At 63.3% G+C, this 11896-nt stretch carries 11 protein-coding genes and 2 pseudogenes; 4 read left to right on the top strand and 9 right to left on the bottom strand.

Features of this window, described 5'->3' with window-relative positions:
- Both G3N99_RS25105 and G3N99_RS25100 read right to left on the bottom strand, forming a co-directional pair.
- A partial coding sequence (locus tag G3N99_RS25105) for an acyl-CoA dehydrogenase N-terminal domain-containing protein (protein ID WP_206123739.1) occupies positions 1–124 on the bottom strand: 124 nt, incomplete at its 3' end.
- Positions 125–397: 273 nt separating this feature from the next.
- A pseudogene (locus G3N99_RS25100) lies at positions 398–553 on the bottom strand (IS5/IS1182 family transposase); the annotation flags it as partial.
- Between the two features lie 300 nt (positions 554–853).
- Here G3N99_RS25100 and G3N99_RS25095 point away from each other — a divergent pair.
- The 3 genes and pseudogenes from G3N99_RS25095 to G3N99_RS42070 form a co-directional block, all read left to right on the top strand.
- On the top strand, positions 854–1765 hold the full coding sequence (locus G3N99_RS25095) for a MurR/RpiR family transcriptional regulator (protein ID WP_206123737.1): 912 nt from the start codon (positions 854–856) through the stop codon (positions 1763–1765).
- Positions 1766–2257: 492 nt separating this feature from the next.
- Entirely contained in the window at positions 2258–3037 is a 780-nt protein-coding gene (locus tag G3N99_RS25090; protein ID WP_206123736.1) for a response regulator transcription factor, read from the top strand.
- 137 nt (positions 3038–3174) lie between these two features.
- A pseudogene (locus tag G3N99_RS42070) lies at positions 3175–3312 on the top strand (IS30 family transposase); the annotation flags it as partial.
- A 29-nt stretch (positions 3313–3341) separates the two neighbouring features.
- On the opposite strand, the gene G3N99_RS25085 reads toward G3N99_RS42070, so the two are convergent.
- The 4 genes from G3N99_RS25085 to G3N99_RS25070 form a co-directional block, all read right to left on the bottom strand.
- Positions 3342–4046, bottom strand: coding sequence for a hypothetical protein (locus tag G3N99_RS25085; RefSeq protein WP_174947813.1), 705 nt, complete (start codon positions 4044–4046; stop codon positions 3342–3344).
- Positions 4047–4141: 95 nt separating this feature from the next.
- The gene (locus tag G3N99_RS25080) at positions 4142–4669 is read right to left on the bottom strand and encodes a pentapeptide repeat-containing protein (protein WP_174932499.1); all 528 of its coding nucleotides are present in this window, start codon (positions 4667–4669) and stop codon (positions 4142–4144) included.
- Between the two features lie 360 nt (positions 4670–5029).
- Positions 5030–6001 carry a prolyl oligopeptidase family serine peptidase gene (locus tag G3N99_RS25075; RefSeq protein WP_206123735.1) on the bottom strand — a complete coding sequence of 324 codons (972 nt, stop codon included), beginning with the start codon at positions 5999–6001 and terminating at the stop codon, positions 5030–5032.
- Positions 6002–6099: 98 nt separating this feature from the next.
- Complete coding sequence (locus tag G3N99_RS25070) at positions 6100–8346, bottom strand: TonB-dependent siderophore receptor (RefSeq protein WP_241011841.1); 2247 nt, start codon at positions 8344–8346, stop codon at positions 6100–6102.
- Between the two features lie 303 nt (positions 8347–8649).
- Here G3N99_RS25070 and G3N99_RS25065 point away from each other — a divergent pair, with 303 nt between their 5' ends.
- A complete protein-coding gene (locus G3N99_RS25065) occupies positions 8650–9357 on the top strand; it encodes a FadR/GntR family transcriptional regulator (protein ID WP_174930025.1) in 708 nt (235 codons plus the stop codon).
- Between the two features lie 24 nt (positions 9358–9381).
- Here the strand turns inward: G3N99_RS25065 and G3N99_RS25060 are convergent, their stop codons facing one another.
- The 3 genes from G3N99_RS25060 to G3N99_RS25050 all read right to left on the bottom strand — a co-directional run.
- Positions 9382–10404 carry a methyltransferase gene (locus tag G3N99_RS25060; RefSeq protein WP_206123734.1) on the bottom strand — a complete coding sequence of 341 codons (1023 nt, stop codon included), beginning with the start codon at positions 10402–10404 and terminating at the stop codon, positions 9382–9384.
- 77 nt (positions 10405–10481) lie between these two features.
- Entirely contained in the window at positions 10482–11582 is a 1101-nt protein-coding gene (locus G3N99_RS25055) for a 3-dehydroquinate synthase II family protein (protein ID WP_174932493.1), read from the bottom strand.
- Positions 11583–11631: 49 nt separating this feature from the next.
- A partial coding sequence (locus G3N99_RS25050) for a 3-dehydroquinate synthase II (protein WP_277396431.1) occupies positions 11632–11896 on the bottom strand: 265 nt, incomplete at its 5' end.

Below are 11896 nucleotides of genomic sequence, written 5' to 3'. Positions count from 1 at the left end.
CGAGCACGGCCTGCGCCGTGTCGTAACCGGCATCCTCGAAGCCCGGCAACTGCGCAACGGCGTCGATGCCGGCCAGTTCCTTCAGCACGAACAGCATGTCCTTGACGGGGGCGTTATAGCTCATGGTCGATGTTCCAATCAGACGGGGTATGAGGGGCGCTATGGAGCGAGAGGCGGGAAAACCGGCTCAGGCCCGGGCGACGACGTGAGGCATCGTAATGCCACGGCGGGTGATTTCTATTGTCATATCCGGCCCATGTGGTGACAAAATCGGCCACGGGATGTGGGGGTGAGGCGGGAAAATGCCGGCTGGGTGCGGGTTTGGCCGGTACCGACTTTTATTATTCATACAAATCGGCGAGCAATCGGCGTGCCCTGCCGAAGCTATCCGGCTGAGCCATTGCGGCACGAAGTGAATGCGCTGCATCGCCTCGACCGCGAACGGCGGAAAACCGCGCCGGGGCAATCACCATGACCCGGTCGACCCACGACACATCCGACTCATCTCCTCCCGGAGTTCGCGCTTGCGCGTGCGTTTTGTCGGCCGGTTCAACCCGGGTCAGCTTGTTCCATGGGCGCCCCTCGATCCTCGACAAGCACATCGGAAGTCGAGTTCTGCAGAACATTCAAAGCAGAACACGCCCCATTCGTTCATGGTGCGAATTTTAACGGGGTCGCATGGATTGGATCCCGTGCAGGCAGACGTACCGGACGTTCGTATGCGGCGGCATCGAAAAGGACTCTGTTACCGAAGAAATATCAGACAAGAATCGATCTCGTTAACACCGATTGTGTAAATTCATTTACACAATAAGAATTCGTGTAAATTAATTTACACAGTCATGGTGAGCGCATGCCAACCGATGTGACGACCGCTTCAATCGATCCGGATGAGCCGCCTGGTGACGAGGCAATGGAGTCGCGCATTGCACGCTTGATGCCGACGCTGACTCCGGCACATCGGCGCGTGGCGGAATTCGTGCGAACGAATCTCGTCCGCGCGGCAACGATGCGAATCGACGAATTCGCTGCCGCGGTCGACGTGTCGGTCGCCACCGCCAACCGGTTTGCGCGTGCGCTCGGCTTCGATGGTTATCCGCATTTTCGGACGAGTCTGGTTCCTGACCTCGAGGCAATCTTTGCACCGGTCGAGCGCTTGCGCAGCGCCCTTGAATCAGAGGCGCCCGGGGCCCAGGCGCTGGGTACTGCGCTGGCGCGCGAGGCGGAAAACATCGAAGCGTGTTTCCGTGCACTGGATCCGCATGCCTGCGATCTGGCCGTGAAAGCCATCGTGGACGCCGACCGGGTTTTCATTCTCGGGTATGGCTCCAGCGGTTATCTCGCAAGCTTGATGGAACACGGGCTGATTCCCTACCGGAACAACGTGCGGGCACTGTCGACGGGAGGCGGGCCGGAGCATGCCGCACGCCTCCTTTTCGATGTCACGGCACGTGACCTGGTCATCGCGATTGCCTTTCCCCGTTATGTGCGCGACACGATCACACAGGCGGAACGTGCGCATCAGCAGGGTGCCCGGCTGCTTGCCCTGACGGATAGTCCGGCGTCGCCACTGGCAGGGTTTGCAGACGCCTCATTGTTCGTCAACGCAAAACGACAACTCACGGCGTGCTCCAACGCGACGATCCTCGCGCATATCGAAGCACTGTGCGATGCCGTTGCCCGTTGCATGCCAAAGTCCGCAGCTTCGTCGAAGAGGATGACCGAGTTTGCAATGCCCTGGATTTATCAATCCGGGCGCAATTGAGGAAGGTGCCGACGAGAGGCGCCGGCAGGTGTTTCATCACGGTTGCGTGATCGTTGCTCGTCTGAGCGAAGGAGGTGGATTCCGGGAAGCGAACTCGAAATTGTCGACATTACCGGTGCCAGGAACACATCGCTACTGCATTCCCGATGATCGGGACTGACGATATCGGAAACAGTAGCCGCCAGCGGGTAGCTCAAGCATCGTGCATGCAGGGCCGCGCGAGAATTTCCCGCGCAGAACTCTCGAGGGGGAGGCTGCCCGGGCTTCATGCCGCTCACTCGATCGTGGCGGAAGATGGGCTGGTTGTGATCATGGCACACGGGCGTTCGAACAGAATAAGGCGGAAAGCCACGCATGTCGGACGCGCTATTTTTCAATAGAGCAAAGCGTAGAGTGAATCGGTAGACGAATGGGGCTGCACGTGTCGATGCGTGACGGTTGCCCGGATCTCCGAAAATTTGAAACGCAGGCACGAGACTGTGTGGTGACGCAATGGACATCTTGTTAGTGGAAAACGATCCTCTTCAGGCAAACGTTTTCGAAAATGCAATACGAAATCTGGATAGGGAGATATGCAAAGTGCGTGATGGCCAGCACGCCGTGCAGTTTCTCCGGACTCAGCGTGTTGAGCTGGTTGTGCTTGACTGGCATTTACCCAGCATGAGCGGTCTGGAAGTATTGCGCTGGATACGCGCGAATCTCGGCGACGAACCTACCGTGCTGTTTCTGACCGCCCGGGTTCTCGAAGCGGACGTCGTTGCCGCGCTCGACGCGGGGGCCGACGAGTACATCGTGAAGCCGTTTCGGGAAATCGAACTTGCTGCGCGCGTCAAGGCGTTGCTGCGTCGATACGGTCACGGACGGAAGCAGGCCGACCTGACCCGGGTGGGTGCCTACGTACTGGATCCGACGATGAAGAGCGTGTCGCTTCGTGATGAGACGGTCGATTTGACGGAGAAGGAGTTCGCGTTGGCAAAATGCCTGTTCGACAACGTCGGCAGGGTCATTTCCCGAGATACGCTCGAGGCACTCGCGTGGGGGAGGCCGCTCGACGGCTCGTCGAGGAGCCTCGATACTCACGTGTATCGACTTCGGCAAAAATTGACGCTTCGTCCGGAAAACGGCTTCCGTTTGAGTGCCGTGTACACGCACGGCTATCGGCTCGACGAGGTCGACGGCGCGTCTCCGGCGACCTCGAAGGAGAGCGGGCAGCGAGAAATGCCGAAGGAAGCAAATTCGGTAGTGAAGCCCGAGGCGGTCCATGCGGCGTGAAACGCCTTAGTGCCGGAACCGGGCGTGACCGAACGGCACCTCGAAGCGAAAACCGCGCGACGACGAATTGACGGAAAGAGGCGATTTGTCGTCGCCCGGCCGGCTTGAATCACGCAATTCCGGGCAGTGTCGGGGCCAAGGTCGAGTCACTGCGGCAGATCGCTCCGCTGTTTGATCGGGACCATTCCCCGGTACAACGGATTCTTGCGGAAACGAGCGGAATACAACCAAGGCAACGGCACCGTTCGAAATTGGCGCTGACCTTTGCCGAGCGGGGTAAATCTCGCGAACACTCGTAGCCGCTCTAATAGTCAGCGTGCATGCCGTGTCCGCGCGCCGACCAGAACAGTGCCCATCGTGCTGCGGATGCAATGATATGGGCCTTGTACGCCGGACAATCCTCGACAGGGCCAAGCTCCTGATTGTCCGCAGGATACGCGCGCATGTTCAGGACATGTGCCACGCCATGCGTTTCCGCATAGCTGCTGGCGCAGTTCATCAGCCGACGGCCGTAATCGGCGAGTTGATCCGGGAGATGATTAAGCCAGGCTTCGTCGAACAAGCGCTCGCCCAGCGCATCCTCGCAATCGCGCAGGAACTGTGCGCGGAAACTCCATCGTTCCCACTCGCCACCGAGCGAGGCGTTGCTGTAGAAAGGTAGCCCGTCGCTATCGGGCAGCAGTGCCATCACCCAGTAGCCATGGAACGACCGGACCCATTCCTCAATCGTCGGTGGCTTGTTTGGCGCGCCTTCGTACCGGGATCGTATCCAGTTATCGGCCTCAGGGTCGTAGCCAACGCGCGGCGGCCTCAAGGTCTCGTAGGGCGAGATCTGGATCTCGAAAAAGCGCTGACGCACTTCTTCCTGTCGGGCATTGTCGATCGGAGCGAAGGTAAACGGCACAGGCTGCATCCAGTCATTGGCCGTTCCAAGTTGGCCGAGCCGACAGTAAAACTCTTCTTCCGCCGCCGGCCTGGCTTTACCAAGCGGATTCCAGTCAAGTCCCATACCCCGCCCGCCTCTTGTCATCTCAGTTTCAAAACGCCTGAGCCATCTAGCCGCTCCCCCTGCCACTTGCAAGTTCCGCATGCAATGGCATGGGTTCATCCGCCTGCCGGTTCAGGACCTTCGTCGTCAGTCCACGCAATTTCCCGGCGCTGTCTTTCAGATAGTTTCAGCGTTTTCCCTCCGGCGTGCGTCATGATGACGCCGGTCATGATGGTCTCACCGAAGTCGCATTGCACGAACGAGGATTGACGCAAGTCGGCAAACGAAAGATCGGCCCCAGTAAATCTGACTCTTTCGAAAAAACTGGCGCGCAGGTCGCTACGCGTCAGTATGGCGTTGGAAAAATCAACATCGATGAAATCGTTCCAGCATAGGTTGGATTCGGTGAGTTCGGTATTGGAGAAACGAACACCGTTGATTTCAGAACGCCCGAAAAAGGTGCGAGGCAAGGTGAGGTTTGACAGGTCTTCGCGGTCGCCAAGAAATATGCGGAAGAAGCTGACACCCAAGGGCTCCTCATCGTCGGCCTGTGGCAGGTGATCGGGTATCGGCGGGATGCTGTCCGGATCGAGGTGGCGTTCCTGGAGGCGCCGGCAAGATTCTTCGTAGCTCAGTCTTGTCATGACTCGGGGAGAAATTCGGATTTTCGTATGCGAAGCAGATTAGGATGAGTAACAGGAGGCACCGATATCTCATCGGGAATATGCGCGGCCCCAAGACGTCCACCCCGAACAATGCACGTGTTTTCAGACCTCTTCCACACATTTCCAACGATTCAGCCAATTGAATCGGGTGTCTCAAACAATCGTCAGCCGCGGCTGGACCGCTGAGAGACAGGGGTTGATCGCGACGGTTCCGCATGAGCGCTTTCTGGCTGTCTGCAGGGTAGATCCGCCGTCTCTGTTTCATTGCCCCCTCGCTGCCATGCAGCCTCAAGTGTGTTGCATTGACGGGTTGAATCCGCAGTCGGCAGCCGCCGCCCCCTACTTCACCGCCACCAACGGCCCGACAAACGCCTCGAAGTGCGGCAACCAGATCGGTATCGCCTCCTTGACCGAGAACATCCCGTGGCCGTTGCTGCCGAACGCCGGTTCAACAATCATCTGCCCGCGCCCACCCGCCCCCTGAAACGCGGCAAACCACGTCGCCACCACCTCCGGCGCGAAATACTTGTCGTTCTGCACGTAATGCCAAAGCACCGGCACCCGCGTCGTGCTTGCGAAATGCCCGATCGTGTCGGCCATCTGCTTCGGATCGCACGGCATGCCGGGATGAGTCGTCGGGTTCCCCCCACGCCCACCCGAGAAGTTCACCACTGCAACCACCCCTTGCGGCGCATAGCTCGCCGCCGCCAACGACGCAAAACCACCCGCTGATTGCCCGACCAGCACGATGCGGTTTCGATCCACCTGCGGCAACGTCTGCGCATACCGTACCGCCGCGAGCACATCGCGGGCGGCCTGCTGGCCCGCGGCAAGGTAATCGGGATGCCGGCACGAACCCGCATCCTCTTCGTCGACCCCGCCCGTCGCCCCATACCCACGACGGATCGGCACGATGACCGCGAAACCGAGCTGCACGAACGTCCGGATCTGCGGCAACGCGCGGTATCTGCGCACCTTCGGCCGGTCGCGCGGATCGGGCGGGCTGCCGTGGCTCAGCACGATCAGCGGAAAGGGGCCGGGGCCGTCCGGCATGTAGGTGGTGGCGACGATGTCCCGCGTGCTCGCCCCTTCATCGACCGGGACCTTGACGACGGTTTCATGCAGATCCGGCGCGATGGCCGTGTCGTCGAGCGCCGTCGCCGCACAGCCGACGACGGAAGCGATCAACGCGCCCGAGATCAGCACCCGGCACAAGCGGATGGCCATCTGCTTTCGACGAACGACGATGCTCATGGGTGATCTCTCCACGAATCCGCAGCCGACGCGACGGCCCACGCTGCCGCGACGCATACGGCGAAGGCGTCAGTGTATCCGGGCAGCGGCGCGGTCGGGCCAGTCGCACGTGCGCAGCCCACACCCACACCGCAACAACCCCACCCGCCGTCCGATCACCACCGGTAACTGACATCCCCCGTCACCATCAACCGCGTGCCATAGAAACACCCACCCGCCGAAAAGCACGACGACACATAAGTCCGGTCGAACAGGTTGTTCACGTGCGCGGCAACGCGCCACCCCTTCCACGCGGGCCGTTCAACGCCAAGGTCATACGACAGCCCAAGATCGAACAGCACGACAGCCGGCACATCGAACGTATTCACGTTGTCGCCCGCACTGCGCCCGACATAACGCACACCACCACCCACCTTCAACCCGCGCAACCCGGGCCGATCGACCGCATAGTCCAGCCACAGCGACGCGAGATGGCGCGGCACCGCCGCCACGCGCTTGCCAACGACGGTCGGATCCGTATCGGCCTGAACCGTCGTATCGAGATACGTGTACGCGGCGATCACATCCAGTTGCTTCCACACGCGCGTACGCCCTTCCAGTTCGATCCCGCGTGATCGCACCTCCCCCGTCTGCACGCTGAAGAACGGATGCTCGGGATCGGCGGTCAGGACATTGCGCTGGCGAATATCAAACGCCGCGATCGACGCGTTCTGCAGACGATCCGGCGACTGATAGCGCAGCCCGACCTCGAACTGCTTCGCCTTCGTCGGCGTGAACGGCTGACCATCGAAACGCGTGCCGAGCGCCGGCTCGAATGAGGTCGAATAGCTCATGTACGGCGCAAAGCCACTATCGAACAGATAAACCGCCCCCGCGCGCCCCGTGAACGCCCGCGTACTCTGCCGCACGCTCGCGGACCGGAGCAGGTCATCGGTCGTCGTGCGCGACCACTCCTCACGCCCGCCGAGCGTAAAGACCCACCGATCCCAACGCACCTGATCCTGCAGATAAACGCCGATCCGGTCAGGCGTCTGACGCGTCTGCTGCGCGACCGGCGGCACGGCAAACGGCTGCCCGTAATCGGGCGCACGCGTATCGAGCGGAGGCGCCGCGCCGAAGCCCGACCCAACGAGATTCGCCACCGCATGCTCATACGACAGGCCGGCCAGCACCGTATGCTCGACCGGCCCCGTCATCACGCGCATCTCGGCCTGGTTGTCGAGTGCGAGATGGTTCACGTGCTCGCGCGACCAGGACAACGAACGGTTCAGCACGCCCGGCGACAGATATGGCGCGATGAAATTGACGGCCGCGCCCGCGAAGTCGACATCGAGGTGCGTATAGCGCACGTTCTGCCGGACCTTCCACGTCGAGTTGAAACGATGCTCGAACGCATAGCCGATCATTGCCTGCGTGCGGTCGTACGTATCGAATCCAGGCAGCCCCGGAAAGAAGTGCGTCGGAATCCGCCGTCCCGAATCCGGCCAAAGCGTACCGACGGCCGGCAGCCAGCCCGCGAAGTTGTTGTGCGGATCGCGCTGGAACGACCCCAGCAGCGTGAAACTCGTATCGGCATTCGGCTGCCACGTCACCGACGGCGCGACGACGATCCGCTGCTGCCGCGAATAATCGATCTGCTCGTCCGCGCGACGCGCGAGGCCGTCGATCCGGTAGCGCCACGTGCCGTCCTTCGTCACCGGCCCGCTGAAATCGAATGCAAGCTGCCCGCGATCGCGGTTGCCGGTCTGCACGGCGAGCAGGTGCTGCGCATCGCGCGTCGGCCGCTTGCTGACCATGTCGACGATGCCGCCGGGGCTCGCCTGCCCATACAGCACTGACGCCGGGCCGCGCAACACGTCGATGCGTTCGAGCGTCCACGGATCGACGACGCTCGCGGCCCAGTTCACGCCTTTCGGCAACGGCAGGCCGTCGAGCATCTGCGGATTGATCGCCGCCGCCGCGAAGCCGCCGAAGCCGCGCAGGAACACGCTCTCGAGCACGCCGCCGGGGCGCGAATCCGCGTAGGCGCCCGGCGTGTAGCGCAGGCTGTCGCCGACGCTATGCACGTCCTGCCGGTCCATCTGTTCGCGCGTGATGACCGACAGGCCCTGCGGCACCTCGACGATCGCCGTGTCGGTCTTGGTGCCCGCGCGCGACACGTCGGCCGCGATGCCCTGCACCGGGCCGACGCCCGTCTCGCGTCGCCCATCGACGACGATCGGCGCGAGCAGCGGCGCATCTGACGCGGGCTCGCCCGCATCCGGCGCATCCTGCGCCGAAACAGCAACCGGCATCGCGGTCGCGCAGGCCAGTACGGCCGCCCAGCCCGGCACGCGCCGCAACGCCGCGCGCGGCAACGGAAATCCTGGCCGCGCACGGCGGCCGGTGTGTGATTGATTCATCTCGGGTTATCCGGAAAGCGGAGACGGACGTCGGCGGATACGCCGCGCCGTTAAGCAGGGAGACGGGCCGCTCATGCAACGGCGACCTCGACTGAACAGCGAATAGGAATCATTTACGTCGACGCGGCGCGGGTAAATGCCGGTGGACGCAATCGACGAATGTGCGGCGCGCATTGATCGGCCGCGGGTTTATTCGTCTGACGTTAAACAAAATGTCACGTTTGAATATCGTTATCCTGAACGACCAAACGAATGATCGGATGATAGGATAGCGACACCCTCTAGTTTCAAGCGAAACACGCAATGTCAAGCCTGCCCCCGGCCACCCGACACTCGCTCGTCGATTCGGCGATCGAGATCCTCAAATCCAATATCACTTCCGGCATCTGGCGCGTCGGTCAGCGCATTCCGACCGAACTCGATCTCGCGAAGCAGCTCGAGGTCGGGCGCAACACGGTGCGCGAAGCGGTTCGCACGCTTGCGTATTCCGGCGTGCTCGAAGTGCGCCAGGGCGACGGCACCTATGTGCGCCGCAATGTCGATCCGGCCGAGACGATGCGCGACGTCGATCGCGCCGCGCGCAGCGACCATCTCGAACTGCAGTGCATGCTCGAAACGGAATGCGCGCGCTACGCGGCGCGCCGGCGCACCGACGAGGATCTCGCGACGCTGCGCAAGCTGCTGAAGGCACGCGGCGAGCGTGAAGCGTCGCGCGACGTGAAGAAGTTCGTCGAGCGCGACCGCGCGTTTCACATCGCCGTGGCCGCCGCCTCGCACAATCACGCGCTGGAAGCGCTGTATCGCTATTTCTCGGGCTCGATCCTCGCGAACGTCGAGGACATCCTCGTCGAACTCGACGAGGCCGAGATTCCCGAGCCGGACATGCGGGCGCACCAGGCCGTGCTCGACGCGATCGAACAACGCGACGAGAACAAGGCGGTTCGCGCGACGCTCGCGATCCTCAAGCCGCAGATGACCTGGCTCGAAACCCGCGAGACGCCGGCCGCCTGACGCGCCCGGCCCGCCAGGTACACACTAGGCGGCGACGGCCTCGATCACGTCGATCTGCCCGTCCGGTGCGGAGCGAACTCCGGCGGGCCGCCAGCCGGCGGCGGCGAGCAGCGCGTCGTATTCGTCCCGCGTGCGCTCGCGGCCGCTGCCCCAGCACATCATGTGGATGTCGTAGAGCTTCGAGAAATGCGCGACGCCCGGAGCCGGTACGACCCGTTCGATCACGAACACGCGCGCGCCGTCCCGCGCGCTTGCGCGCGCCTGCTTGAGGATCGCCACGCACTCGTCGTCGTTCCAGTCGTGCAGGATCAGCTTCAGCAGGTAGACGTCGGCCGCCGGCACCGCATCGAACATGTTGCCGCCCGCCTTGCTGCAGCGTGCGCTCACGCCCATCCGCTGCGCCCAGTCATCCGCATCGCCGTCGATCACTTCCGGCAGGTCGAACACGACGCCGGTCAGCGACGGGAACCGCCTTAGCAGGCTGCACAGCATGTGCCCCTGGCCGCCGCCGATGTCGCACGCATGCGTGCCTTGCGCGAACGTGACGTCGCGCAGCGCATCGACGACCTGTTCCGACTGCACGGTCGAGAAGCTCGACATCGCACGCTTGAAATCGGTCCGGTAGCGTTCGTGGTCCTTCGCATAATCGAACGCCATCGCGCCGAACTCGCGCACGAAGCCGTTCTGCTGCCCCTCGCGCACCATGTCGGGCAGGTGCGCCCAGATCGCGTAATGCTCGGGCCCTTCCTGCAGCAGCACGAAATCGCGCAGCGTGCTCGGGGCATCCGCATGCAGCAGCGCCCCCGACGCGGTGGCCCGGAAGCCGCGGCGCGTGTCCTCGTCGAGCAGGCCGAGCGACGCGAGCGCGCGCAGCAGCCGGTACAGCAGCGGCTCGTCGACGTCGAGCTTCGCCGCGAGCGCGGCCGACGACACCGGCGTGTCGGTCGTCACCGCATCGAACACGCCGAGCCGCGTGCCCGCATACAGGATCCGGCTGCGCCACCGTCCGAACAGCGTATCCAGCACCTGTTTTTCCGCATTTTCCATAAAGTACTCCTGAACATGAACCGACCGCACCGGCGCGTGACGCACCGGGCGATCGCATCGTCAATGAAGCATGCGGATCACTGCTCGTGCAGGAATTCCCGGATCGGGTAGCCGACGTGGCGCTGCGCATCGAGCGTGTAGCCGAGGATGCGGTCGCCGCGCTTGAGCTCCGTGATGTTGTGCACGCTGCCTTTCGGCCCGAGCACGCGCACGTGCCAGTCGTCCTGCGCGATGATGTTGATCGCGCGATTGGCGGCATTCTTCGCCTCGATCAGCAGCAGCGGCCGCGTCTCGACCTTCGCGCGCCCGACCACGACGCGGCGCGCCTTGCCCTGCACGTTGACGGCGAGGATCTCCGCGCCCGATTCGAGCTCGGCGAGATAGCGCGTGCGGTTGTCCGGCGCGACGACGTACGAATGGAGCGCGGCCGCGTTCACGCGGAACGGGCGCGTCGGCATGTACGGCAGCGGGTGCGTCTCGCTGCTGATGAGGATCATGCCGGTCGAATACGAGCCGACGAGGATGCCCTCGTCCTGTTCGAAGCGCGAGCAGGTATCGACGCACACGCGTTCGCCCGGCCCGAGGTGCGTGAGCCCGATGATCTCGATTTCCTCGAGCTGCAGATCTTCGACGGTGTCGCTGCAGATCGACACGAGCTGCGTGGCCTGGCCAACCTGCGTCGGCGTGACCAGCACACCCTCGGGGCCGCGCTGCAGCACGTTCAGCGTCACCTCCGCATCCTCCAGGTCGGCAACGACGGTGATCAGCTCGCCCGACGCCTGATCGGCGGCCGCCAGCAGGATCTCGAGCGGGATCTTGCTCGGGTCCTGCAGGAATTCGACGAGCAGCCACGGCGTGGTCGTCGACAGCTCGCATGCGCGCGTGAGCGTCGCCTCGCCCGTCACCTCGATGAACACGCCGATCTCGACGCCGTCCGGCACCGCGAAATCGACCGGCAGGCCATCCTTCACGAGGATGATCTGCACCTGCTCGAGCAGCGCGGCATCGGCCGGCTGCCGATCGACGACCGCGACCTTGCACGCGCTCGGCGGCAACCGCCCGGCCTGCTCCGCATCCTTCACGACGAATGCGGACACGCCGACATGCAGCGCTTCCTCGGTGATCTCGTCCGCGAGCTCGCCGATGTTGCGCAGGTCAATCCAGGAAAGCTTCTTCAAGGCCAATCTCCTTCGAAGGGGATAACGCAGGTTGAGTGACAGAATGAAACTAGCGGCTGACGGAAACGACCGAACGCGACGCGGCGGCCCTCATCCGGCAATCCACCCAGCCGGCGCCCGGTTCGTAGCCGGCAAGCCGGATACCGGGCGCGACATCGGCGAGACCGACGCGCGCGCCGTCGTCGGTCCGGAAACGCACTGCGCGGTCGCCGCGCATCACGACGCGCGTGTTCGCGCCGGATGCGCTGCGCGTGTGCAACGCAACGAGCGGCGCGGATTCGATCCGCACGCGGCCGACCACGATCGCGCGCGTG

Origin of the sequence: Burkholderia sp. Ac-20392 (assembly GCF_017104585.1) — a bacterium.
GTDB lineage: Bacteria > Pseudomonadota > Gammaproteobacteria > Burkholderiales > Burkholderiaceae > Burkholderia > Burkholderia lata.
This window is presented reverse-complemented; position numbering and strand designations above follow the sequence as displayed.

Coding starts and splice junctions, on each gene's coding strand:
- G3N99_RS25095 (WP_206123737.1), top strand. CDS start 854: ATGCCAACCGATGTGACGACCGCTTCAATCGATCCGGATGAGCCGCCT.
- G3N99_RS25090 (WP_206123736.1), top strand. CDS start 2,258: ATGGACATCTTGTTAGTGGAAAACGATCCTCTTCAGGCAAACGTTTTC.
- G3N99_RS25085 (WP_174947813.1), bottom strand. CDS start 4,046: ATGGGACTTGACTGGAATCCGCTTGGTAAAGCCAGGCCGGCGGCGGAA.
- G3N99_RS25080 (WP_174932499.1), bottom strand. CDS start 4,669: ATGACAAGACTGAGCTACGAAGAATCTTGCCGGCGCCTCCAGGAACGC.
- G3N99_RS25075 (WP_206123735.1), bottom strand. CDS start 6,001: ATGCGTCGCGGCAGCGTGGGCCGTCGCGTCGGCTGCGGATTCGTGGAG.
- G3N99_RS25070 (WP_241011841.1), bottom strand. CDS start 8,346: ATGAATCAATCACACACCGGCCGCCGTGCGCGGCCAGGATTTCCGTTG.
- G3N99_RS25065 (WP_174930025.1), top strand. CDS start 8,650: ATGTCAAGCCTGCCCCCGGCCACCCGACACTCGCTCGTCGATTCGGCG.
- G3N99_RS25060 (WP_206123734.1), bottom strand. CDS start 10,404: ATGGAAAATGCGGAAAAACAGGTGCTGGATACGCTGTTCGGACGGTGG.